The sequence below is a fragment of the Rossellomorea sp. LjRoot5 genome (assembly GCF_964253455.1).
Taxonomy (GTDB): domain Bacteria; phylum Bacillota; class Bacilli; order Bacillales; family Bacillaceae_B; genus Rossellomorea.
The window spans coordinates 3,202,165-3,225,416 of sequence record NZ_CAXUQN020000001.1; the positions used below are offsets into that span (position 1 = coordinate 3,202,165).

Below are 23,252 nucleotides of genomic sequence, written 5' to 3' on the forward strand. Positions count from 1 at the left end.
AATAGGTGTGTGGCTTTTTCTGTCTGTTAAAAAAGTACGCTCTTTTCAATTTGTTTCATTTTATAGAAGTACCCTTTTTTGCTCATCAACTCCTCATAGCTTCCTGCTTCCACGACCTTCCCTTTGTCCATCACGACAATCTGATCCATTTCATCAAGTCCCGTTAAACGGTGACTGACGAGAATGAGTGTATCACCATCGGCTGCTGTATACAGATGGTCGAAAATCTCTTTTTCCATCAATGCATCCACGGAAGATGTCGGTTCGTCGAGCATCCATAACGGTGAGTCTTTCAAAAGGGCCCTTGCGATCGCTAACCGCTGCTTTTCTCCCCCAGATAGATTCTCTCCTTTCTCTAATACTTCATCCTCTAAAGAAATGTGATCCAGTTTCACACTATCCAATGCCGACTCCATTTCTTCTTCTGACAAATCATCACGCACCATCATCAGATTTTCCTTTATTGTGCCATAAAAGAAATGGTTTTCCTGAAGAACAACATTGGCATGCCGCCACAATGACTCTTTATCGATATCCTTAATGGAAGCATCATTTACGAAAATGGCCCCTTCATCCGCTGGGTAAAAATGTAATAACAATTGAAGTAATGTCGACTTCCCTGATCCCGATGGGCCTACTATCGCTGTTTTCGAACCTGCGGGCAGCTCGAGGCTCACCCCATCCAATGTCTTCCTTTCCTCACCAACAAAGGAAAAACTCACATCCTTCATGCAAAAGGAAGGAACCTCCCCTTCAAGGACCAAGCCCAATGGAGGTCCGTCCCTCTCAATAGGTTCTTCAGGCATGATAGTAGAGAGTCTGGTTGCCGCCCGGCGTGAATCTTCATAGTGGGTCGGCAGGAGCGCCATTGGTGTGGCATTTTCGAATACAGTTAATGAGATCATGACAAGCATGGCAAGAAATATTCCGTCCAGTTGACCTGCTGCTACTGAATAAGCTCCCAAAGCCAAAACGATCCATGAAATGAGCAGGGAAACCAGGATGTTCGTTGAATGACTAAAGAGGGAATACCGGCTCTCCCTTTCCTGCTCACTTACATACCCTGTTGCTGCCTGAACAAGACTTGCCTCTTTATCCTCCAGTCTACGATAGATTTTCAGGTCCCTGAATCCATACAGGAATTCAGTCACCTCTGTCGATAACTCCCCTCGTCTTTCCCGCAGAGTCGCCTCTATCTTTCTCTGTTTAAAAGCGAAGTAGGCGGGGACGATATAGCCTGTCAGCAATAGTCCTCCGAGGATGACCAAGGCAATCGAAACAGAGTAAAACACCGTAAACAAAATCGTGCTTAAAAATACCATCACAAGTATGACTGGCGGATAAAAGACACGGAGAAAGAAATTCTGCAGGCTCTCAACATCCCCTACGATTCTTGAGAGGAGATCCCCGCTTCTGTAACGCCCGAAAATCCCCGGTGCGAGCGGCTCGATTTTTTCGTAGATGGAAACCCGCAAGTTCGCCAAAATCGTGAACGTGGCCCGATGGGAAAAATAACGTTCCCCATAGCGGCTAACCGCCTTCGTTAAACCAAACATTTTTAAAAGAGCAATCATGACGATCAGGGCGTAAAGCGGTACCTCCAAGGCCGCCTTGGAAATTAAATATCCACTTGAAGCAAATAGTCCCACAGAGGTTATTCCAGCCAGAAAGCCCAAAAGAATCGAATACACAATATCCTTCTTTTCCTTCATCATCAACTTCACGACAAATGCTAATTCTTTCATTTAACGTTTCACCCCTTGCTGTACATTCACCATTTCACAATAGTGAGGGGCCGATTGCATGAGTTTTTCATGAGTTCCCATCCCAGCCACTCTCCCCTTATCCAACAACAAAATGGTATCTGCTTTACGTATCGTGTGAAGGCGGTGCGCTACGGTAATGACAGTAGCACCCTTAGCCAACTCCTCCATCGAAGACTGCAGGATTTGCTCGGTACCAAGATCCAATCCGGTTGTCGGTTCATCAAACAAGACGAGGGACGGACCTTTGAGAAACGCCCTTGCAATGGCAATGCGCTGTTTCTCTCCGCCGGAAAGGCCTCTCCCCGCTTCCCCGACCGGTGTATCATAACCCTTCTGAAGGCCCGCGATCATTTCAGCAATCCCTGCTTTTTCTGCAGCGAATTCGATTTCTTCACGGGTGACCCCCTCTCTTCCCCCGATCTCAATATTCTCAGCTATCGTGCCTGAGAATAAGTACGGATTCTGTGAGATGTAACTCATTTGATCAAACCAGTCTCTTTCCACGTATTCGCCTCTTGATACTCCATTAATGAGGATATCTCCCTCTGAGGGATCAAGCAGACCCCCTATCAAATGAAGGAGGGTTGTCTTCCCTGCCCCACTCTGACCGACAATGGCCACTTGGCCCCGTGATGGGAAGACGGCGGTGACCCCTTGCAGGGCATATCCTTTTTCACCATAAGAGAACCCGAGGTTACGCAGTTCAATGGTGGGAGATTTCCCATTTGCGGACATTTCCCTATTCCCCCATTTGACCGGCTGATCCTTTTCCTGAAGCTCCTCCATGACCTTCTTAGCGGCGCCCATGCTTCCACGCCCGGTATGAAACGCATTCCCCAGCTCTTTTAAAGACTGATAGAATTCCGGTGCCAGGACAAGAACGAAGAAGGCGGTAAAGAATGGGATACTCTCAAAGACTACCAACTTCAGCCCCACCTCCAGGGCGATCAGGCCGATACTTAGCATGGAAATGAATTCAAGCATCAACGAAGACAGAAATGCCGTCTTCAATACGTCCATGGTCGCTTCCCGGAAGTCCAGACTACTTGATTTGATCTCCACTTTCTGTTGAGCTCCCCTCCCAAGTAACTTTAAAGTAGTCAATCCTTGAAGAGTATCGAGGAATCTTCCTGAAAAAGCGGTCAGCTTGTCCATCTGCTTCTCTGATTTCTTCTTGGTCATGACCCCGATGATGGCCATGAATAATGGGATGAATGGAGCCGTCACCACCATGATCAAACCTGTATACACATGCTCCGTGAAGATGGTGATCAACAGGATCAAAGGAACGATGGAGGTTTGAATCCTTTGAGGTATATACTGACTGTAATACCCGTCCAACCCATCGACCGCATCCATCATCGTACTGACCTTTTGTCCGGATTGACCCTGAATGGAGGCCTGAATCGGGTTTTTTGCCCATTTCTTTAACAGCCGTTCCCTCAAATCCTTCTTCACCGTTGCGGCCATCCTGATTCCTGTCTGTCCATTGACATATGAAAGGAAAGCTCTCCCCGTAAGAACAACAAGCAAGGCCCCAAGCATAGGGAGGACTTCCTGGAACTCAAGCTTCTCTATAAAAATTGCATTGACAATGCTTACGAGCAAATAAGCCTGTCCAACAACGACTCCCCCCATCAACAGGGACGCCCCATAAAGGGTGAGTGTTGATGCTCTTTGCTCTTTAGCCAATTGATTAAGCTCTTTCATCGCAGTTCTCAACTCCAATGTTAAAAGTTAGTGAAATATTTCACAATCTAATAACTTCATTATAGTAAACTTGTTCCCTTTATGCATCTTTTGGGATTGACCGTTTTGTGACAATTTTATAATAAAAAATAGAGAGAAAATAACCTCTCTACTTTTTCCATATCATATTTCCAGTAAGTCCTTCGTCACCCGCCTGATGATTTCCGGCAGTACGGAGAACGTATAGGGTTTATACACTCTTTCGGTCCACTGATGACCATCTTTCCCGTAGACTCCTATATTAATGGAGGGGATGTTCAGCTTTCTGATCAAGTCGATGGGCACCGGATACAGGTGATCGATGAGGGGCAGATTCTTCTTGAACACTTCAATATCTTCATCTTCTTCATGAAGAGAAAGAAAGCTGCCATCTGCGAGATAAGGGAAAAACCGTTTGATGACGAATTCTTCGCCTGTCTCATTGGATATATCTTCTAAGCAGGTTCCGAGCACCTCTCTCACCTTTTTGCCGTACTCATTTTCCTCATTCACAAAATTATGTGGTAGAAAAGGAGGAGCGAAGAACAGGATGACTCTTGGTGTCCGGTCGGGATCAAGATGCTGCAGGGCTTCCACCATCGTATAAGCAATCGTCCGCCTGTCCTCCCCTTCCATATCATGAAAGATTTTCTTCATGACAGGGTCCGGATCTAAGCCCCTTTCTTTCAGCCAGAATATATACTCCCTTAATGTAAGGACTTCCACTTCCCATGAAAATTCCCGTTCAGGGAATCCGTGATAATTCCGGTACTGTTCAAACTGCTTTTTGCTTCGCTCTTCCATTTCACTTACTACCTTCAAGGCGACCTTTTTCATATCGTACAGCACTTCCCGAGCCGTTCTTTCATATACAAAATAGTTGAAATAAAGAGAAGCGCTGAGAGGAGTCTGAACATTATACGTATGCTTATCATCTTTAAAATAGAGACATGAAGGCGGCAGGGTGAATTCACCCGGAATATCCTCCAAATAGTCAAGATTCTGATTGATTTCGAGATTGATCTTGGAAGCGATCACGGTCGGATCAATCGAAGTCAGGACATCCCCGACATGCGCTTCCCTTCCATATATATAGAAACTTGGCAGAAGCTTTCCAGCCGCTCCGGTATAGATGTATCGTTTACAATCACCGTCATAAATAGGCGAAATGAAATCCGTATTGATCGCTGCCAAATAGTCCATTCCTTCGTTTTTCAAGCGGTGGAGATCACTTAAAGCCGCAATCATCCCGGCATGCTCACTTTCTTCATCCCCATTGAAGAGGTAGAGTAAATTCCCACCCGGCTGTTTTTCACCTGTATGATATAAAAGATTCGCTAAATGGACGGCGATCCCGCTCTGCATATCCAAGGCGCCCCTCCCGAACAGCCAGTTCCCTGAAAGGGCATCTTCCTTTACCTTTTCTTCCCCTTCATAATCCATGAAGTACTTCTGCAGGAAGTCCGGATCATGGGCCATATCCTGGAGGGCTCCATAATCGTCGGTCCCCACCGTATCGTAATGGGCATGAAATACGACGGTTTTAGAGGCCGTCCCTTTCACAAGGGCAAAAACGTTCTTCCTTCCAATCGGATCGTTAGGGACTTCCTGGAGCCAGACTCTATCGGGATGATGCTTGAAATATGGGAACGAAGAGATCAGCTTATATATAAATAGAGCTTTCTCACTTTCTCCGATTGTACCGTTATAACTTTTCAGAGCGATTAAAGATCGTGTGATGAGTTCAATTTGTTCAGAAGTTGACTTATTTTTCAGTTGAGTATACATAGTACCGCCCCTTTCTTAAAGAAATATGAGCCTATGCGTGGTAAATCGTTCAATGCATGGGCATTATAGAAACTGATTCCTCTATAATTGATAACATCTTATCGAAAAAGGATGGGGTTTGGAAGGGGTTTCAAGATATTTTCTTAAAAATAATTCGGTACTTCCTATTGAAATTCGTTCTATTACCGAATATTATAGAAGTTGTGTGTTTTTAATGTTCGTTTTTATTGGAGGTTTTACAATGTTTAAATTAAAGGAACACGGCACGGATCCTAAAACGGAAATACTTGCCGGGATCACAACATTCCTGACAATGGTGTACATAGTGGTTGTGAATCCCATCATCTTATCCGATGCAGGAGTCCCGTTTGATCAGGTATTTTTAGCAACCATCATTTCGGCCGTTGCCGGTACGTTATGGATGGCATTGTTTGCAAATTACCCGATCGCCATTGCTCCTGGCATGGGATTGAATGCTTATTTTACTTACTCAGTGGTCGGTGCACATGATGACATTTCATATATTGTTGCATTCTCTGCCGTTTTCGTAGCAGGTATCGTCTTCATCCTGCTCTCATTGACACCTCTACGAAAAAAATTGATCGAAGCCATTCCTCAAAATCTGAAGCATGGAATTACAGCAGGAATCGGTTTATTCATAGCCTTTATCGGTTTGCGTCTGACAGGTTTGATCCAGGCACATCCGACAAATTTAGTACAGCTGGGGGATCTTCATTCCCATTCAGCACTTCTTGCATTGACCGGATTGGCTGTAACCCTGATTCTCATGGTCCTGAATGTCCATGGTGCCCTATTCATCGGTATGATTGTGACTGGATTGATTGCGTACTTTACAGGGGATTTATCCTTTAAAGAAGGATTTGTGGCCATTCCCCATCTTCCTGAAGGACTGATGGTGGCAAACCCGTTAACGGCTTTTGCTGACGTCTTCCAGTATGGATTATATGCTGTCGTCTTCTCATTTTTGCTTGTCACCATCTTTGACACAACGGGAACGATGATCGGAGTGGCACAGCAGGCAGGCCTGATGAAGGGAAACACTCTTCCGAGAGCCCGCCAGGCACTGCTGGCCGATTCCATCGCGACCACGATCGGTGCGATGTTCGGTACAAGCCCGACATCCGCATATATCGAGTCTTCGGCAGGTGTTTCGGCAGGGGGAAGAACGGGATTAACTACCTTGACCGTATCGATCCTGTTCATCGCTTCCGCCTTTTTCGGACCATTGGTCAGTTCCGTGTCAGGGATCTCAGCCATTACGGCTCCTGCCCTTATCATCGTGGGCAGCCTGATGATGGGCAGCATCTCTCAAATTAAATGGGATCAGTTGGATGAAGCCTTCCCAGCATTCCTCATCATCCTGAGCATGCCCTTAACATCCAGCATCGCAACGGGGATTGCACTGGGATTCATTTCTTATCCTTTACTTAAAGTAGTGAAAGGACAATGGAAACAAGTCCATCCTCTTGTTTATATCTTTGCTGTCCTGTTCTTCTATCAGCTGGCATTCCTGCCTCATTAATTTATAATAGAACTTTTAAGACCGTTCACAGTGAACGGTCTTTTTTTATGGGCTGCGATTATATTCTTGATACACTCTCGAGATTTCTATCTTGGAATGTTAAACAGTATACATCCGGCATCTCAAGCTCTCTCCAGAATTCCACACCATATTTCCCATCAAAATAATTCATGATCAGGACCATAATATTTCCGTGGGTTCCAATCACCACGTTTTTACCATTATATTCTTTCAATATTTTAAATATCCCATGTACCCCCCTCTTTTGAGCGGTAAGGTTCGACTCTCCCCCTTCTAATGAAAGGGACGGATCTGCCCAAACCGATGAAATGGCTTCCTGAAAATTTTTCACGGGTACTGATGATAGAGTGCGTTCTCTCATCTCTTCTACTAATTCGATTTCCTGATTGATATGTCGGGCTATACCTTCTACTGTTTCCATGGCTCTTTTATAAGGACTGGAACAAACGACATCAATCTTTTCTTTTATTAGTCGTCCGGTCACATTGAGTGCATCCCGTCTTCCTTTTTCAGACAATGGCCTCGTACGCTCTTCAGAGGTATAAATCGAGTGGGCATGCCTGACCAGATATAATTTAGTCACGTTCATACACGTTCACTCCTTTCTCTTTGCCACCATAAATAGGACCGCTCTGTTTGAACAGCCCCTGACTATTCGATATGTACTACAACATTAAGTTACTCGGGTATGAACTCCATCAACCAGGAATCATGGTATACCCCTTCATGAAGCTCATGCTCCCGCAATATTCTTGCTTTACTATATCCACATTTTTCATAACAACGGATCGCTCTCGTGTTCCATGTCATCGGGTCCATCACGAGGCGGTGGACTCCCTCCTTCTGAAGCAGGTACTCCACCACAGCACGGATAAGCTGTGTTCCGACTCCTTTATTCCAATACCCTGCCTCCCCGATGAATTGATCCGTACCGTAAATCACTTCATCCAGATTCGTATAGCCGTAGCGTATCATCGTCTCATGATCGAGCTGATAATATTGGAGATAACCAATTTCAATTCCTTCATACTCAACAAGACAACTCATGACACCCCTATCCGAGAAGAATTTCTCCTCCACCATCTCGGGGGTGAAAGGACGGTCCCTTCCTTCATAAAATTCCAGGACCACGGGATCCGATAACCACCTTGAGAGCGTATACTTATCCCCATCCACTAACGGACGGACATTCAACTCCCCACTCTTCACATTCATACACCCACACCTCCATAAACAAACCTCTTCCTATATACATTCATCAGAGCCAATAAAAAACCCTTCTTTTTAGAGGGATGGACCTTGATTCCTAGGACCAGGTCCTAGGAATCAAGGTCCGTCCCTCTCCGATAACTTCGACACATTTGTGAATAATTTCACAAATATGTATGATATGATACGTTTATCAATAGAATATCAGTGCAAAACATGTTATGATCTATTTGTGAATAACTTCACAATATTAGCAGTTTCAATCCAATCCTCCCCTCGAATCATCAGGGACGCATGTTACCAATCGCAAGGACAAATTATAAAAGAATAGGTGATGACGTATGACAATCAAATGCACAAACAAAATAGCTTTAATCGGTACAGGATTTGTCGGTTCCAGTTATGCCTTCGCTCTTCTCAATCAAGGAATCGCCCATGAGCTTGTGATGATCGACCTGAATAAGGAGAAAGCCGACGGAGATGCACGTGATTTAAATCACGGTCTTGCCTTTGCTTCCCCGATGAAGATTTCAGCAGGAGATTATCGTGATTGTAAAGACGCTGATTTGGTCGTCATCACTGCCGGAGCAAATCAAGCGCCTGGTGAAACCAGATTGGACCTCGTAGAGAAAAATGTGAAGATTTTCAAAAACATCGTAGACTCCGTCATGAAAAGTGGTTTCAACGGAATCTTCCTTGTCGCGACGAATCCTGTCGACATCTTAACCTATGCCACGTGGAAATTCTCCGGCCTGCCGAAAGAGAGAGTCATCGGCTCCGGGACAATACTCGATACAGCCAGACTCCGCTACTTGGTTGGTCAGCACTTCGATATTGATACTCGAAATATCCACGCCTATATCATGGGGGAACATGGTGACACGGAGTTCCCGGTTTGGAGCCATACGACGGTTGGTGCAAGTCAGTTGAATGAACTGATTGATATGGAGCAGGAGAACGTCCAGAAAGAACTGGATGACATTTTTGTCAATGTAAGGGACGCAGCCTATCACATCATCGAACGAAAAGGGGCAACGTATTACGGAATCGCCATGGGACTTGCCCGGATTACTAAAGCCATCTTCAATAATGAAAACAGCATCCTGACCGTTTCTGCCCTTCTCGAAGGAGAGTATCAGGAACAGGACATGTATATCGGCGTACCGGCCATCATCAATCGGGATGGGATCCGAAAGGTTGTCGAACTTCCGTTGAATGAAAAAGAAAAGGCCCAGTTCTCCCATTCTGCACAAACATTGAAAAACGTCATGAGAAAAGCGTTGGAAACTTGATTCACCACCTTTTCCAAGCAGATTAGACACGCACGCCCACTCCCCCTCCTCATAAGATAAAGAGAATTCTTTATGAGGAGGTTCTTCTATGTACGATCACAGACAACTATTCCCCGGCTTGCCCGGTGGCGGATCCGGCGGCGGATTTCCTGGTTTTCCTGGGGGAGGACAGGGTTCCGGTGGAGGCTTCCCAGGCATACCTGGATTTCCAGGCGGCGGTGGAGGTTCTGGTGGCGGCGGCTTCCCAGGCATTCCGGGTTTTCCCGGTGGAGGCCAAGGGGCACCAAGCTCACCACCCCCTTCAGGCGGGCAGGGCGGACAAAACCAACCACCACCCGGTCCACCACCGAACTTCCAACCACAAAAAACGGCATTTCAAGGAACGCAGGGTGGACCGAGCACCTTCGCAGTCGACCCGGGTGCCATCAGAAGATGCTTATTCCGATATACCTATATATGGTTAAGAAGAGATGCTTTCTGGTTCTATCCAGTGTTTGTCGGGCGCCGTTCCATTGCCGGATGGAGATGGATCGGATTCACATGGGTGTACTTCGGCATCGATTTGGATAAAATTGAATCCTTTACGTGCGTGTAGGTGGGGCCATGTACTCCTATCCGTACTATCGAACCAATCAATCGAATGGCATTATAACCGTGAGCGGAGAACATACATTATATGTGGATCCGGATCAGGCTCTTGTATCGATTGGAATCGTTACGAATGATAAAGAGCTTGAAGCTGCCCAAAACGAGAACCAGCAACTTTCCAGGTCGGTCGTTCAATCCCTATTAAATAACGGGGTGCGCCGCCAGGATATCCAGACGTCCACCTACCAAGTACTTCCACAGTACCAATTTGAGGATGGAAAACAAACGTTCACCGGTTATGAAGTTCGACAAGTATTCAAGGTCACTGTTAGGTCGATTGAAAAAGTCGGGAAAATCATTGATGATGCCATAAAGAGCGGGGCCAATCGTGTGGAAAACATTCAATTCATTCAGTCTAACCCCATCGAGTCCTACCAGCAGGCTCTCGCCCTAGCCTATCAAGAGGCGTATCAAAAGGCACTCACATTATCAGGCCAATCAAATCAACAGCTTAATCCACAGCCCAAATCCATTACGGAACAATCCCGGCCCACAGCCGTTCCCTTCATGAACACCGCCTATTTAAAAGCAGCCGACGAAAGTACGGCCGTTCAGCCGGGTCAAATAGCCGTCACAGCCATCATCACAGTAGAATTCAGAACCCATTAAAAAAACTGCCAAAGTAGATTCCTACTGAGGCAGTTTTTTAAAATCGAGGGACGGACCTATAGGTGAATGAAGGCATATTGCATCAACCACCAAATAGGCGGGTAAGAAAGAATTGCGTAATTTCGGCCTATTCACCGAGCGACTTCGATTTCCGCCCGCAGGCTTCCATAGCCGATAATACAGCCCCCTTGAACTGGTGTTTCTCTAAGGCCGCCACTGCTTCAATCGTTGCTCCCCCGGGTGAACAGACGCCATCTTTCAGCTCTCCGGGATGGGTGCCCGTTTCAAGGACCATTTTCGCAGCCCCAAGCACAGCCTGTGATGCCAGCTGATAGGCAAGACTCCTCGGGATTCCCTGGAGGACGGCTCCATCGGCGAGTGCTTCAATGAACATAAACACGTAGGCAGGAGAGGATCCGCTCACAGCCGGTATCGCATCCATCAAGCTTTCTTCGATCTTTTCCGCCTTTCCGAAGCTTTCAAGGATTGCCTGTACATGTTCTAAGTCGGTTTCTGTTATTTCTTCATTCACACAATATGCGGTCATTCCTTCGCCCACAAGACTCGGAGTATTCGGCATCGTCCGTACGATTTTGGCAGTAGGGGAAATCTGCTCTTCCATCCATTCGATCGTGATGCCAGCTGCAATCGTAATGATGATGCTGTCTTTTTTCAAGGAATCTTTGATCGATGCGATCAGTTCCTTGTATTGATCCGGTTTCACCGCAAGGAACACAATATCTGAAATGGCTGCTATATCCAGATTGTCAGCCGTCGCCTTCACTCCAAATTTCTCTCTGACCATATCCAGGGTTTCTGGAGTCCTGGCACTCGCACGAACAGAGTGTCTGTCCACCAGCCCGGACTTCAAAATCCCTCCCATGATGGCCTGCGCCATATTTCCGCATCCTATAAATCCAATGGTTTTATCCATTTCTTTCACCTCTCGATTTTATGTAAACAGTCTTTAGCATCATACCAAACTTTCACTCCTATTAAAATGTTTCACCTCTTCACTTTAAAAAGGCTCAGGGAGACCACTCCTGCCTGAGCCTTTCCATCATTCCACCAGCTTCCCGCAATGGGGGCACAGGGATTTAGAATAATCCTTTGGAATCTTTTTATGACAATGACTGCACGTTTTCACATACACCGGCTTCTCGAACAAGTCTTCCGACATGCCGTATCCACTCTTGAAGGTCACCCTCATCACCCTGACCAATAACCCGATGATGCCCCCGGTAATCAGTAAAGCCCAAATCATCTTCTACGGACTTCACGAAGGATCTTCTCATAATCTAGTTGAACGATTGATTCATCCTCAAGTAATCTCTCCCTGATTTGAGCCAACAATGCACCCTCACCTTCCGATAGATTCTCAAGATCCCATTTTTTATGGAAGACAGCGTATAGAGTCAGATCCCTGAGAAGCAGGAAATGCGGGATGCGCTTGACCCATTCGTCATCGATGTCACACTCCGTCAAATATCCATGAAGAAACGCGATGAGGAATCTTTCCCCGAACCCACTCCGGGTTTCGAGTGTCTCATTCCGGAACTTCCACCATACCGAATAATAGAGGGGGATGGCCACGTCACTTACAAAAAAGAATTGTGTACTGTCATCAAAGTCGAAAACATGGAGATCCCCATCGTGATAAAAGAAGTTGCCTGGATGAATGTCCGAATGGATGAGTCCAAACGAATCACGTGTCTCCTTAAATCCTCTGATCGTTTCCTTATTTTGATTTCCTTTACTAATAATGTCCCTGTCTTCATGACTCGTCAAATATTTCCCGTAATCCAGCACATCATCTTGATCCCAGCGGTCACGCCCGGCTTCATCCTGCACATATCCCTTCGTTACCCGGTGCATATGACCGGTGAGTTTCCCCCATTTATAAAAAAGCTCATCATTAAATAAGGGGTCATTCACTTTCACAGGCCCTCCAGAAGCTTTGTCAAAAAGACAGACAAAAAAATGCGTTTCACCTGACTCTATGACTTCCACAAGATTCCCTTGGTCAGAGTCATTCACGAGTGAAACATTCACTCCATGTGTATGTAAATAATTGATCCATTTCAACTCCGCTTCCACTTCCCTTCTGGAACGGTGTGAACTGTGGGTAAGACGCAGAATATAAGGGGTTCCTTCTCTATGAACCTCGTATACATAGTTTTCAAAGTCACCAAGTTTTTTTGCCCCTGCCGTGTCACAGCTGAAACGCGATGCCGCTTCCTTTAACAGATCCTCTGTAAATAGTTCTTCAATCCACTTTTCCATTCTTCCTTCACCTACTCTATAACTTTATTTGGTTCTTTCCGTAAGTAGTGCCACAATAAACTCCATTTTCCCCTCTCCCTTCCCAATACTTATACGACTCAGGAAGGGGAGAACCCTTTTTCCATCGACAAAAAAAGCCGTTGAGTCCCACTCAACAGTCATTGGTGTTCATTCATGCGCTTATCTATCCGCAGGAAATACCAATCCGATCTGTTTCCTCGCCTTATCCATCACCCTGGCGCTCAGGAGGGAATGATCATACGAATTGATCAGAGATTCGAACTTTTCCCCTGATGTAATGATAGAAACAAATTCCTGGATTTCATAATACATCGGCGGATGATCCTCTTGTTGAGTATAGGTACGGGTTTCTCCGTTTCGATAATAAAACGTCACGGTACTGAAATCTCCAATTTTATCGATGGTGACCGTTCCTTCCTCGCCTTGGATTTCAGTCGGGATATGAGTGTCCGAGATTTTGGAGAAGGCTGCTGCTATATCCATTTGTTCATACTTCATGATGACACTGCCTGATCCGTCGACACCTGATTCAAGCATGAACGCATCGGCCTTTATGTTATTTGGTTCCCCAAACAGGACAATCATGGGATAAATGCAATATACGCCCAAGTCCATCAGGGCACCATTGGAAAAAGCGGGATTGAATGCATTCAGGACCGTCCCATCTTTATACGCGTCGTATCGGGAAGAATACTTACAACAGCTGACATTGACTTTCCGAATGGTCCCGATGGTGTGCAGCTTCTCTCTAAGCAACTGAAAATTGGGCAGGAAAGTGGTCCTGACCGCTTCCATGAGTAGTACATTGTTCTCCTTGGCAGCAGCAATCATCTCTTGAGCTTCCCTCTCATTGGAAGCTAACGGTTTCTCACATAATACGTGGATGCCTTTATTTAAAAAAGTGATGGCCTGACTGCAGTGTAAGGAATTGGGACTGGCTATGTATACGGCGTCGATATGATTCTTACTTGCCATCTCATCTATATCCGTGAACCAGTCCCTGATCCCATGGGTTTCAGCGAATGCCTTTGCCCTCACTTCGGCCCTAGAGTAAACCGCTTTTAATTGAAAGTCATCCACGCCTTCTGACGCTTGTATAAAACGGTCAGTGATCCAGTTGGTTCCGATGATTCCGAATCTAATCATATGATCTCTCCTTCTTTCATTCATGTATATTCTAGTATAGAATGCTAAGTAAAACGATGACTACGTTAGAAAGGGGCAATGCAGTGGACAACCTGGAAAAGAAATTGGCCGGTGAAAAAGCAGCAGAATATATACAAGACGGAATGACGATCGGATTAGGTACCGGCTCAACCGTTTATTGGACGATTCATAAATTGGGGGAACTTGTCTCTCAAGGTTTACAAATCAAGGCAATCCCCTCTTCAGTGGAAACAGAGCGCTTGGCAAAAATGGCCGGTATTCCATTAACCACCTTCTCTGAAGTGAACATGTTGGACCTTTCGATTGATGGCGCCGATGAAGTGGATGCCATGTTCAACTTGATAAAAGGGGGAGGCGGGGCATTGGTAAGGGAGAAGTTCATTGATACGTTCACCCGCAAGTTCATCATTGTCGTGGACGAGTCCAAATTGGTCTCAAAGCTTGGCTCCTTTCCCCTCCCTGTTGAGGTCATCCCCTTCGGATGGGAAGTGACATGCCAATCACTAGCTGAATTAGGTTGTACCCCGGTTCTAAGAAAAAGAAATGATGGACGATTTATATCCGATAACGGAAACTATATCGTGGATTGTCATTTCAGAGGCATTGATGCCCCTGCCTCCCTTCACTCCCAATTAAAACAATTATTAGGTGTCGTGGAAACAGGTCTTTTTATTGACTTGACCGACCTGATGATTGTCGGCAAACGAGATGGCGTGGAGGTTGTCTCACCTCATAAGAATCTCCCATGACGGCACTCAGCACAAAAGCCAACCTTATTGGTTGGCTTTTTGGAATTCCATGTCTTTTTCTCTCATCAAATACTGAAGTGCTGTGCGGAATGTCAGGAAAGTTTTGATCCCTTCAAGCTCCCTCACTCCTGAATTGATCATGATTTGTGTAAGAGAAGGAGTGAATCCGACAAAAAGAGTTTCGATTCCCATTAACCCGATGGCCTTCGTCAAGTTATGGATATAGGTGCCAAAGATATCAATTTCCCCGATTTCTTTTTCTGATATCGCTGAGAAATCTATAATGATGGTGTTAATATCCCCTCCATAAGAGACATCCAATATCTTTGTCATGATTTTTTCAAAGCGTTCCGGACTTAGCCTGCCTGTAATGGGAATCAGGATGGTTTCAGGAACGATGGATGGAATAATAGGTGCTGAAATTTCCATGATGAGCTGCTCTGATTGAACCAGCTGTTCTTTCAATTCTTTGATTTCCTGCTTTAATTGATTAATTTCTTGACTTTCGCTTGTCATGACAACCCTCACCACTTATAGAATGTTTTTTAAAGTACCTTTCTCTATTCTAGCACTTTGCATACAGAATAACCTAATAATTTCATATGTTAGGAGATAAATAGATGACAGTGAAAAACCAGCCTCGTCGGCTGGTTTTTCTCACGCGAATGCTTTTTCCTGCTCCTTGTGGAAGAAACTCTTCATGGCATGGAATACATCGGCTTTTTGTTTAAGGATGTAGTAGCGGAAATCGTCGTTCTTTATATTTTTATAGGCTGACATTAATGTAGAGTGACGATTATACTGATTCACTTCCCCATATCCAAACATGCTGGAGACTTTCATTAATTCTTCGACAAGCTTGACACAACGCACATTATCACTCGTCAGGTTATCCCCATCGGAGAAATGGAAAGGATAAATATTGTAACGGCTTGGAGAATACTTTCCATCGATGAGCTCAAGGGCTTTTCGATAGGCTGATGAACAGATCGTGCCCCCGCTTTCCCCTTTCGAGAAGAAGTGCTCTTCTGACACCACCTTGGCTTCGGTATGATGAGCGATGAATTCGATTTCCACGGTTTCATATTTCGTGCGCAAGAATCGGGTCATCCAGAAAAAGAAGCTTCTTGCCATATACTTCTCCCAAACTCCCATACTTCCGCTCGTATCCATCATCGCGAGGACAACGGCTTTGGATTCCGGCTTCAATACTTCGTTCCACGTCCTGAACTTCAGATCTTCTGTAAAGATCGGATGGAAGCTTGGTGCTCCTTTCATGGCATTTCGTTTGAAGGCAGACATCATTGTCTTCTTTTTATCTATATTTCCCATTAGGCCAGTTTTACGGATATCATTGAATTCAATATGCTCGACGGTTTGGACATCCTGCTCTTTCTTCTTCAGGTTCGGAAGCTCCAATTGGCTGAATAAGGCTTCTTCAATTTCAAGCATTGACACTTCTGCTTCATAATAATCTTCACCGGCTTTGTCTCCGGCCCCTTGACCTTTTCCTGGACCCTGCTGCTGTTGTGAGCCGTCCCTTGCAATGACGTCCCCTACCTTGCTCTCACCGTCTCCCTGCCCGACGTGTTTATTCTTATCATAGTTGTAACGGATTTTATATTCATCTAACGAACGAATCGGGATTTTGACGACGTCACGGCCATTGGACATGACAATGTTTTCTTCTGTGATCAAGTCTGGTAAATTATTGCGGATAGCATCCTGTACTTTCTCTTGATGTCTCTGCTGATCATCGTGACCTTTGCGGTGGAGGGCCCAATCTTCCTTGGAAATGACAAACTGATGATTATCCATTTGACTCAAATTATTCCCCTCCTTAATTTTTTTCACATTTTTTCATTTTTCTGCATACACTATGTTGACTGTCTAAACTGCACGTATCCCATGAAGTGAAACGGGGATTACTCTATCCTATGCAGAAGTATTAATAAATTTACAAATAATTTCGACAATTAACCGTTCTTTACTATTTGGACGAGCCTATTTTTCTGACAGGTTGTAATGCCTGTCCCGAATTGATCGGATTCCAAAAAAAATAATCAGGCACGATCACCTGATTAAGCTTCCTCTTCATATTGAGCCGGGTCTGAAACTCGATTGTGCAACTTTAATTCGCCACTGGAACGTAATTTCTCCATTTGCTTTCCCAGTTTAATGACTTCCTCCATATTGGAAGCCATGCTTCCGTTAAGAGGTTCCGCTTCTTCCCGAGGTTTAGGTGTAAAAGACATCCTATCAACCCACCTTCATTCGATAATGGGTCCGGCTCTCTATTTATAGATTATTATATTCAGAGTTTTCTGTCAACTAATCCTTGTCTTTCTCCTTATATTGAACAGGATCGGGCTGCTTTTTATCCTCTTTCAATTCTTCATTCGTTCTGAGCTTATCCATCTGTTTCCCTAACTGCTCCATTTCTTCCATATCATGTGCCATTGAACCGTTTTCCGGTTCATGATTTTTATCTAATTCGTGTTTGCTTTTACTCATATCTCTTCACCTCTTGGATACTACTTTTCCCTTTAGATGAGAGATTTAAACACCCCGGAAAAAAACCGGGAGATGTCGAAGCACCTCCCGATTGCACTTATATTAACGGTTTAACAGGCTGCCCACATAGCGCAGTAATTCGTTGGCGGATGTCGAGTTGTAGCCATGTTCATCGATGAGGCGGGCAACCACTTCGTTGACTTTTTTCAGCTGCTGTTCATCTGGCGTTTTGGATGATGTCGTGATCTTTACAACATCCTTCAAGTCAGCGAATAGCTTCTTCTGAATGGCTTCTCTCAGGCGATCATGTGAATTGTAGTCGAATCGCTTCCCTTTACGGGCATAGGCAGAGATACGGATCAGGATTTCTTCACGGAATGCCTTCTTCGCATTTTCAGAGATTCCGATCTGCTCCTCGATGGAACGCATCAGCTTTTCATCCGGATTGATTTCTTCACCCGTTAACGGATCATGAAGCTTTGCTTTGTTGCAGTAGGCTTCAACATTATCAAGATAGTTATCCATAAGCGTTTTGGCAGACTCTTCATACGAGTACACAAAGGCTTTCTGGACTTCTTTCTTCGCAATATCATCATACTCTTTCCGGGCAAGGGAGATAAAGTTTAAATATTTTTCCCGAAGTTCATTGGTGATCGATGGATGTTGGTCCAGCCCTTCCTTCAAAGCCCGGAGAACATCTAATGCGTTAATGGTCGGTACTTCTTTTCGAATGATGGTAGACGAGATACGGTTGATCACATAACGCGGATCGATACCGCTCATACCTTCATCCTGGTATTCCTTCTTCATTTCATCCACATCTGCAGAATTGAAGCCTTCTACATTTTCTCCATCATACAGGCGCATCTTTTTGATTAAATCGATGTCACCACGCTTCGGTTCCTTCAGCCGGGTCAGGATCGTGAACATCGCTGCGACCCTTAATGTATGAGGAGCCACGTGGACGTTCGAAACATCACTTTCGTTGATCATTTTTTCATATATCTTCTCTTCCTGGGTGACCTTCAAGTTATACGGAACCGGCATGACGATGATACGTGAATGCAGGGCCTCATTCTTTTTATTCGAAATGAAGGATCGATACTCGGTTTCATTTGTGTGAGCCACAATCAATTCGTCAGCAGATATCAGGGCAAACCGGCCAGCTTTGAAGTTCCCTTCCTGGGTAAGAGATAATAAGTGCCATAAGAACTTTTCATCACATTTGAGCATTTCCTGGAATTCCATCAACCCACGGTTCGCTTTATTTAATTCCCCATCAAACCGGTATGCACGAGGATCGGATTCTGAACCAAATTCAGCAATCGTTGAGAAATCGATGCTTCCTGTTAAATCAGCGATATCCTGTGACTTTGGATCTGAGGGACTGAATGTACCAATTCCAACACGTTTATCTTCAGAGAAGAAGACTCTTTCCACTTGGACGTCTTCAATGCGGCCCTGGTATTCTTTCTCCAAACGCATTGTATTCAACGGAGAGAGATTTCCTTCAATGCGGATGCCATACTCTTCATAGAACTCTTCACGTAAATGCTGAGGGATCAAATGCAGCGGGTCTTCATGCATCGGACAGCCTTTAATGGAGAACACTCCTCCTCTTTCAGACCGTGAATACTGCTCGAGTCCCCGTTTCAGCATGGAAACGAGTGTCGATTTCCCTCCACTTACAGGACCCATCAATAATAAAATCCTCTTTCTCACGTCTAATCGTTTCGCAGCAGGATGAAAGTATTCTTCAACGAGTCTTTCCAGCGCCTCTTCTAAGCCAAATAATTGATTGCTGAAGAATTTATACTTCCGTTTCCCCTCGACCTCCTCGACTCCGGCATCTTTAATCATATTAAAGACTCTTGAATGAGCAGACTGCCCGATCCAAGGCTTCTCTTTCAGCAGGTCTAAATACTGAGCAAACGTCCCTTCCCATTTCAGTTTCTCTTCTTCTTCTCGGTAATGTTCAATTCTTTTTAAAATATCCATAAGGACCTCCCCCTGTCGCTTAATGAGAGACGATTAATATAATCTATGCGCTTGTTCACCCGAACATGTTAAGAAGATATTTTAATTAAAGACAAACGGTCGGTATTCGCTTCATTCTTTGTAATAGGGCTTAAATATGAAACGCTTTCTCTTCCGACCTTCAAACTTTCACAAAACAGCAAAAAAAATCCAACTTTCGTTCACATCAATTTAAAAATAGGCTATACTAAAGACAGACTGTGAAATATGTTAACTGGGAGGTTGCAAAACATGGGTACTGTCATGATCGTAGGTGTATCTTTAGTATTCTTAGTAGCGATTTTCACTGCTGGATATAACGATAAACCCGGCTCAAACTAATTAATAAAACCTGAAAAAGAACTGACCACATGGCCAGTTCTTTTTCATTTTTCCGGTTGAATTTCTTATCTTTTATTAAAACCTTTCTTCTCCACGAATTCCTTCATATACATCCGCTTCTTACCAGACAGCATCTTCGCCATTTGCGCGGTCCAGCGATCCGATCGTTTACCCGCGGTCCGTGCATGATAATAAGCAGAAATGGTTTCATCATAACAGTCGAGTCCTTCCTTTATGGACGTCTCATCCACATTGTATGAATCCTCATGATAAACCGATTCCATCGGCAGTCTCGGCTTAACATCCGAATGATGTTCGGGAATACCGACAGCAAGTCCAAATAAAGGGATGACCCTCTCCGGCAGCCCCAGCAGTTCACTCACGGATTCCAGATCATTACGGATCCCGCCGATATAGCAGATTCCAAGTCCCATTGATTCAGCAGCGATGGCTGCATTCTGTGCTGCCAGGGAAGCGTCAATGAGAGCCACCATGAATTTTTCCGTGCTTTCCAAAGAAGGAATTACGTCTGCTCCTTCCCAATCACCGATTTTTTCATGGCGGTATAAATCAGCACAGAATACGAAGAAATGACCGTTTACTTCAACATAAGGTTGATTCCCGGCAAGCTCAGCAAGCTTCTTCTTTTTCACGGGGTCCTTCACTCCAATGATCGAATACGCCTGTATATAACTTGATGTACTCGCAGCCTGTGCACTGGAGATAATCGTACGGATCTGCTCCTCTGTCAGTGATTCATTTTTAAATTTACGGATGGATCGATGTTTCAGGATGGTCTCGATGGTTTCATTCATTATGTAGTCTCTCCCTTCTCATTATCCTCCTAGTATAAGCTAAATAAAAAAAGGAATGAAAATCATTTGATTTTCATTCCTGCTTTTTATAAGAGACCCGGATAATTCCGCTGCCTTAAGGCTTCATAGATGAGTATCGCCGCTGTGTTGGAAAGGTTTAAAGAACGGACGTTTTCATTCATCGGGATGCGGAGGGCCCGGTCCAGATTATTCTGGATGATGTCATCAGGAAGTCCGGATGTTTCCCTGCCGAAAATGAAGAAGTATTCTTTATCTTCCACACTATAATCAAAGTTCGTGTGAGGGATTTTCCCGTACTTTGTTAAATAGAAAAATTCACCGCCTTCGTTTTTCTCGAAGAACTCTTCAATGGAATCATAGTAGACAATGTTCACAAATTGCCAGTAATCAAGGCCGGCGCGCTTTAACATTTTATCGTCCGTCGAGAATCCGAGTGGCCGGATCAGGTGCAGGGTTGTGTCTGTCGCTGCACAAGTTCTTGCGATATTCCCTGTGTTAGCAGGGATTTCTGGTTGATATAATACAACATGTACTCCCATGTCAATGTCACCTCATTCATAAAACTCTAAGTGACATTATACCATTTCTCCCCCATAGAACAATACTTAACGGTCATCTACAATCGTAAAAAAACGATATTTGATATTAGGTGTATAGGCAGTGGAATCTTCATATTTCCAATATCTCATCCGGCTATTGAAGGTATGGGCATTCACGAGGGGCTCTCCCCCGGCATCATTCCCAGTAACGATAGTCGTATGATCAAAACGTCCGTCCCCTTCAAAGTCGTAGCAGATCACATCCCCAAGCTTTAATTCTTTCGGATCATCTACAAGCTTCCCGCGAAGACCGATCGTCGAATTAGGGATATACCACCTCAAGGAATTCGCCACCGTCCAGCTGTAACTCCAGTTCTGATTCCGCATCCACCAGCCCTTTCCCTTGGTGGGATACCCACGCATGGGAGCATCCCCTGCATGAAGGCATTGCGAAATATAGTTCGTGCAATCATTCTCGAACTTCTTGAATGCCGGGTTATAGCTGTTCCACCACCGCTCTGCATATTGAACGGCACTTAGTCGGTCATACCTGTACGTCACTCTTTCTTCTTCAGTAGCGACGCTCTCGTCTTCTTCCACACCCTCTTCACGTTGAATCTGGATTTCTCCATCTTCATACATTTTATCATTGTAGAAGACCGCCCTTCGATTCTCTACTTCCTCTTCCAAATAGAGCAGGTCGCCCTGCTTGATGAGATATTTATAATGAACATCATATAAAATGGTTTGAGTCTCATTGCTTTCTTGTGTAATACGGAGGACCTTTCCGGTTGCATCCACCTTCACGATTTCTGCGTGGCGCTCCTGACAAGATGTTTTTTTCCTTCTCACTTTGTCACTCTCGTAATCTGATTGACTGCGAGAAGTATATTCTTCGATTACATGATGGACTTTTTCCATTAACAGCTTTCGAATCATCGTCTCCCCTCCTCACTAATTGATATGCTCCACTCAAACCATTCAAAACAAAAAAGGATAAACTCGAGGAGAATTGATGAGTTTATCCTTTGTGGCGTATTAGGTTAAGACCTTTTTGTATTTCATCTATGACTTCTTCATCCGTTTCAACCGCTTGCTGCATGAGGAGTGCTTTTTCCGCTGTTTCTCCGCCGATTTTCCCCAGGGCCCATGCGGAGGTTCCCCGCATGACGGGCCTCACATCTTTTTCCATCACATGGATAAGGTCATCTACGGCCGTAACATCTTTAAAGTGAGCAAGAGCAATGATGGCATTTCGCTGAATGGGCTTCTTTCCTCTCCAAGAACCCGATACATGACCGTATTTCTCTTTGAACTCACGGTTACTGATGGTTAATAGGGGCTTTAAGAGTGGCTTTGCGATTTCAGGATCCGGCTCCATCTCTTCATGAAAATGAAAGTCCATCCCTTTATTTTCCGGACAAACGGTTTGACAGGTGTCACAACCGTACAGACGATTGCCAAGCTTAACACGGTACTCATCCGCAAGAAACCCCTTCGTTTGGGTTAAAAACGCAATGCATTTCTGGGAATCCAGCTGCCCGCCTTCAATGAGGGCCCCTGTCGGGCATACGTCCACACATTTATTACATGTCCCGCACTGGTCTTCCATCGGTGTATCCGGTGCAAATGGCAGGTTTGTCACCATCTCCCCCAAATACACATAAGAACCGAATTCAGGTGTAATGATCGAACAGTTTTTTCCGCTCCAGCCAATCCCTGCACGCTCCGCGACGGCCCGGTCCACGAGTTCCCCCGTATCCACCATGGATTTGAAACGCGCCTGTGGGACTCTGGAGACAATATACTCTTCAAGTCTAGAAAGACGATCCCTGAGCACATGGTGATAATCCGTCCCCCATGATGCCCTGCAGAATATCCCCCGTCTCTCCCCCCTCTTGCTTTGGGGGGCATTTTTCATCTTGGAAGGATAGGCAAGGGCAATCGCGATGATCGATTTCGGTTGATCAAATATCAAGGAAGGATCGACCCGCTTCTCAATATCCTTCTCCTCAAACCCGGATTGATACCCGAGCATCTCCTGACGAAGGAGCCGGTTCTTCATCTCAGAGAACGTACCGGCGGTGGTGAATCCAATCTTATCTATTCCAATCTCCTTACTGTACCGAATGATATCCTGCTTTAATTGATCTATATCCATTGCCCCTGCCTCCTTTCTGA

General features: G+C 44.9%; 23 protein-coding genes. 5 read left to right on the forward strand and 18 right to left on the reverse strand.

The features are described 5' to 3' along the window. Positions 1-26: 26 nt before the first annotated feature. The 3 genes from cydC to ACSQ2E_RS16330 all read right to left on the reverse strand — a co-directional run bounded on the left by cydC (position 27) and on the right by ACSQ2E_RS16330 (position 5,282). The gene (gene cydC / locus ACSQ2E_RS16320) at positions 27-1,745 is read right to left on the reverse strand and encodes a thiol reductant ABC exporter subunit CydC (protein WP_435992217.1); all 1,719 of its coding nucleotides are present in this window, start codon (positions 1,743-1,745) and stop codon (positions 27-29) included. Then, the gene (cydD, locus tag ACSQ2E_RS16325; protein ID WP_435992219.1) at positions 1,746-3,476 is read right to left on the reverse strand and encodes a thiol reductant ABC exporter subunit CydD; all 1,731 of its coding nucleotides are present in this window, start codon (positions 3,474-3,476) and stop codon (positions 1,746-1,748) included. Positions 3,477-3,638: 162 nt separating this feature from the next. Then, positions 3,639-5,282: a M20/M25/M40 family metallo-hydrolase gene (locus ACSQ2E_RS16330; RefSeq protein WP_435992221.1), complete on the reverse strand. Its 1,644-nt coding sequence runs from the start codon at positions 5,280-5,282 to the stop codon at positions 3,639-3,641. 241 nt (positions 5,283-5,523) lie between these two features. Here ACSQ2E_RS16330 and ACSQ2E_RS16335 point away from each other — a divergent pair, with 241 nt between their 5' ends. Continuing rightward, entirely contained in the window at positions 5,524-6,825 is a 1,302-nt protein-coding gene (locus ACSQ2E_RS16335) for an NCS2 family permease (RefSeq protein WP_435992223.1), read from the forward strand. 58 nt (positions 6,826-6,883) lie between these two features. Here ACSQ2E_RS16335 and ACSQ2E_RS16340 read toward each other — a convergent pair whose 3' ends face one another. Both ACSQ2E_RS16340 and ACSQ2E_RS16345 read right to left on the reverse strand, forming a co-directional pair. Further along, on the reverse strand, positions 6,884-7,429 hold the full coding sequence (locus ACSQ2E_RS16340) for a histidine phosphatase family protein (RefSeq protein ID WP_435994594.1): 546 nt from the start codon (positions 7,427-7,429) through the stop codon (positions 6,884-6,886). 95 nt (positions 7,430-7,524) lie between these two features. Beyond that, on the reverse strand, positions 7,525-8,061 hold the full coding sequence (locus tag ACSQ2E_RS16345) for a GNAT family N-acetyltransferase (RefSeq protein ID WP_435992225.1): 537 nt from the start codon (positions 8,059-8,061) through the stop codon (positions 7,525-7,527). A 335-nt stretch (positions 8,062-8,396) separates the two neighbouring features. Here ACSQ2E_RS16345 and ACSQ2E_RS16350 point away from each other — a divergent pair, with 335 nt between their 5' ends. From ACSQ2E_RS16350 to ACSQ2E_RS16360, 3 genes are all read left to right on the forward strand, one after another. Continuing rightward, positions 8,397-9,347, forward strand: coding sequence for an L-lactate dehydrogenase (locus ACSQ2E_RS16350; RefSeq protein ID WP_435992227.1), 951 nt, complete (start codon positions 8,397-8,399; stop codon positions 9,345-9,347). 88 nt (positions 9,348-9,435) lie between these two features. Then, the gene (locus ACSQ2E_RS16355) at positions 9,436-9,942 is read left to right on the forward strand and encodes a hypothetical protein (RefSeq protein WP_435992229.1); all 507 of its coding nucleotides are present in this window, start codon (positions 9,436-9,438) and stop codon (positions 9,940-9,942) included. 8 nt (positions 9,943-9,950) lie between these two features. Beyond that, positions 9,951-10,604, forward strand: coding sequence for an SIMPL domain-containing protein (locus tag ACSQ2E_RS16360; RefSeq protein ID WP_435992231.1), 654 nt, complete (start codon positions 9,951-9,953; stop codon positions 10,602-10,604). Between the two features lie 127 nt (positions 10,605-10,731). On the opposite strand, the gene proC is transcribed toward ACSQ2E_RS16360, so the two are convergent. From proC to ACSQ2E_RS16380, 4 genes are all read right to left on the reverse strand, one after another. After that, entirely contained in the window at positions 10,732-11,538 is an 807-nt protein-coding gene (proC, locus tag ACSQ2E_RS16365) for a pyrroline-5-carboxylate reductase (RefSeq protein WP_435992233.1), read from the reverse strand. 126 nt (positions 11,539-11,664) lie between these two features. After that, positions 11,665-11,868: a hypothetical protein gene (locus ACSQ2E_RS16370; RefSeq protein ID WP_435992235.1), complete on the reverse strand. Its 204-nt coding sequence runs from the start codon at positions 11,866-11,868 to the stop codon at positions 11,665-11,667. After that, the gene (locus tag ACSQ2E_RS16375) at positions 11,865-12,887 is read right to left on the reverse strand and encodes a phosphotransferase enzyme family protein (protein WP_435992237.1); all 1,023 of its coding nucleotides are present in this window, start codon (positions 12,885-12,887) and stop codon (positions 11,865-11,867) included. Before ACSQ2E_RS16375 ends, ACSQ2E_RS16370 begins: the two co-directional genes overlap by 4 nt. Positions 12,888-13,067: 180 nt before the next feature. Further along, positions 13,068-14,054, reverse strand: a complete 987-nt coding sequence (locus ACSQ2E_RS16380; RefSeq protein ID WP_435992239.1) for a Gfo/Idh/MocA family protein — start codon at positions 14,052-14,054, stop codon at positions 13,068-13,070. A gap of 56 nt (positions 14,055-14,110) precedes the next feature. Between ACSQ2E_RS16380 and rpiA the strand changes: the two genes are divergently transcribed. Further along, a complete protein-coding gene (rpiA, locus tag ACSQ2E_RS16385) occupies positions 14,111-14,824 on the forward strand; it encodes a ribose-5-phosphate isomerase RpiA (protein ID WP_435992241.1) in 714 nt (237 codons plus the stop codon). A gap of 24 nt (positions 14,825-14,848) precedes the next feature. Here rpiA and ACSQ2E_RS16390 read toward each other — a convergent pair whose 3' ends face one another. The 9 genes from ACSQ2E_RS16390 to queG form a co-directional block, all read right to left on the reverse strand. Beyond that, positions 14,849-15,340: an STAS domain-containing protein gene (locus ACSQ2E_RS16390; protein WP_435992243.1), complete on the reverse strand. Its 492-nt coding sequence runs from the start codon at positions 15,338-15,340 to the stop codon at positions 14,849-14,851. A gap of 141 nt (positions 15,341-15,481) precedes the next feature. Then, positions 15,482-16,642, reverse strand: coding sequence for a sporulation protein YhbH (gene yhbH / locus ACSQ2E_RS16395; protein ID WP_435994596.1), 1,161 nt, complete (start codon positions 16,640-16,642; stop codon positions 15,482-15,484). 263 nt (positions 16,643-16,905) lie between these two features. After that, positions 16,906-17,079 (reverse strand): multidrug ABC transporter ATPase, encoded by a 174-nt coding sequence (locus tag ACSQ2E_RS16400; protein WP_435992245.1) that lies wholly within the window; start codon positions 17,077-17,079, stop codon positions 16,906-16,908. 76 nt (positions 17,080-17,155) lie between these two features. Beyond that, positions 17,156-17,338, reverse strand: coding sequence for a hypothetical protein (locus tag ACSQ2E_RS16405; RefSeq protein ID WP_435992247.1), 183 nt, complete (start codon positions 17,336-17,338; stop codon positions 17,156-17,158). A gap of 102 nt (positions 17,339-17,440) precedes the next feature. Beyond that, the gene (locus ACSQ2E_RS16410; protein ID WP_435992249.1) at positions 17,441-19,336 is read right to left on the reverse strand and encodes a PrkA family serine protein kinase; all 1,896 of its coding nucleotides are present in this window, start codon (positions 19,334-19,336) and stop codon (positions 17,441-17,443) included. A 425-nt stretch (positions 19,337-19,761) separates the two neighbouring features. After that, positions 19,762-20,511: an oxygen-insensitive NADPH nitroreductase gene (gene nfsA / locus ACSQ2E_RS16415; protein WP_435992251.1), complete on the reverse strand. Its 750-nt coding sequence runs from the start codon at positions 20,509-20,511 to the stop codon at positions 19,762-19,764. Between the two features lie 86 nt (positions 20,512-20,597). Next, on the reverse strand, positions 20,598-21,071 hold the full coding sequence (trmL, locus tag ACSQ2E_RS16420) for a tRNA (uridine(34)/cytosine(34)/5-carboxymethylaminomethyluridine(34)-2'-O)-methyltransferase TrmL (protein ID WP_098441230.1): 474 nt from the start codon (positions 21,069-21,071) through the stop codon (positions 20,598-20,600). Between the two features lie 66 nt (positions 21,072-21,137). Further along, positions 21,138-22,007, reverse strand: coding sequence for an amidase domain-containing protein (locus ACSQ2E_RS16425; protein ID WP_435994598.1), 870 nt, complete (start codon positions 22,005-22,007; stop codon positions 21,138-21,140). Positions 22,008-22,092: 85 nt separating this feature from the next. Continuing rightward, the gene (queG, locus tag ACSQ2E_RS16430) at positions 22,093-23,232 is read right to left on the reverse strand and encodes a tRNA epoxyqueuosine(34) reductase QueG (protein ID WP_435992253.1); all 1,140 of its coding nucleotides are present in this window, start codon (positions 23,230-23,232) and stop codon (positions 22,093-22,095) included. Positions 23,233-23,252: the final 20 nt, after the last annotated feature.

Excerpts from the sequence above, each read along its gene's own strand:
- ACSQ2E_RS16345 (WP_435992225.1), bottom strand. The coding sequence starts at position 8,061 with ATGAATGTGAAGAGTGGGGAGTTGAATGTCCGTCCGTTAGTGGATGGG.
- queG (WP_435992253.1), bottom strand. The coding sequence starts at position 23,232 with ATGGATATAGATCAATTAAAGCAGGATATCATTCGGTACAGTAAGGAG.
- proC (WP_435992233.1), bottom strand. The coding sequence starts at position 11,538 with ATGGATAAAACCATTGGATTTATAGGATGCGGAAATATGGCGCAGGCC.
- rpiA (WP_435992241.1), top strand. The coding sequence starts at position 14,111 with ATGACTACGTTAGAAAGGGGCAATGCAGTGGACAACCTGGAAAAGAAA.
- ACSQ2E_RS16410 (WP_435992249.1), bottom strand. The coding sequence starts at position 19,336 with ATGGATATTTTAAAAAGAATTGAACATTACCGAGAAGAAGAAGAGAAA.
- trmL (WP_098441230.1), bottom strand. The coding sequence starts at position 21,071 with ATGGGAGTACATGTTGTATTATATCAACCAGAAATCCCTGCTAACACA.
- ACSQ2E_RS16390 (WP_435992243.1), bottom strand. The coding sequence starts at position 15,340 with ATGACAAGCGAAAGTCAAGAAATTAATCAATTAAAGCAGGAAATCAAA.
- ACSQ2E_RS16370 (WP_435992235.1), bottom strand. The coding sequence starts at position 11,868 with ATGATTTGGGCTTTACTGATTACCGGGGGCATCATCGGGTTATTGGTC.
- cydC (WP_435992217.1), bottom strand. The coding sequence starts at position 1,745 with ATGAAAGAATTAGCATTTGTCGTGAAGTTGATGATGAAGGAAAAGAAG.
- ACSQ2E_RS16405 (WP_435992247.1), bottom strand. The coding sequence starts at position 17,338 with ATGAGTAAAAGCAAACACGAATTAGATAAAAATCATGAACCGGAAAAC.
- ACSQ2E_RS16375 (WP_435992237.1), bottom strand. The coding sequence starts at position 12,887 with ATGGAAAAGTGGATTGAAGAACTATTTACAGAGGATCTGTTAAAGGAA.
- ACSQ2E_RS16400 (WP_435992245.1), bottom strand. The coding sequence starts at position 17,079 with ATGTCTTTTACACCTAAACCTCGGGAAGAAGCGGAACCTCTTAACGGA.
- ACSQ2E_RS16330 (WP_435992221.1), bottom strand. The coding sequence starts at position 5,282 with ATGTATACTCAACTGAAAAATAAGTCAACTTCTGAACAAATTGAACTC.
- nfsA (WP_435992251.1), bottom strand. The coding sequence starts at position 20,511 with ATGAATGAAACCATCGAGACCATCCTGAAACATCGATCCATCCGTAAA.
- ACSQ2E_RS16355 (WP_435992229.1), top strand. The coding sequence starts at position 9,436 with ATGTACGATCACAGACAACTATTCCCCGGCTTGCCCGGTGGCGGATCC.
- ACSQ2E_RS16350 (WP_435992227.1), top strand. The coding sequence starts at position 8,397 with ATGACAATCAAATGCACAAACAAAATAGCTTTAATCGGTACAGGATTT.
- ACSQ2E_RS16380 (WP_435992239.1), bottom strand. The coding sequence starts at position 14,054 with ATGATTAGATTCGGAATCATCGGAACCAACTGGATCACTGACCGTTTT.
- ACSQ2E_RS16360 (WP_435992231.1), top strand. The coding sequence starts at position 9,951 with ATGTACTCCTATCCGTACTATCGAACCAATCAATCGAATGGCATTATA.
- yhbH (WP_435994596.1), bottom strand. The coding sequence starts at position 16,642 with ATGGATAATCATCAGTTTGTCATTTCCAAGGAAGATTGGGCCCTCCAC.
- ACSQ2E_RS16335 (WP_435992223.1), top strand. The coding sequence starts at position 5,524 with ATGTTTAAATTAAAGGAACACGGCACGGATCCTAAAACGGAAATACTT.
- cydD (WP_435992219.1), bottom strand. The coding sequence starts at position 3,476 with ATGAAAGAGCTTAATCAATTGGCTAAAGAGCAAAGAGCATCAACACTC.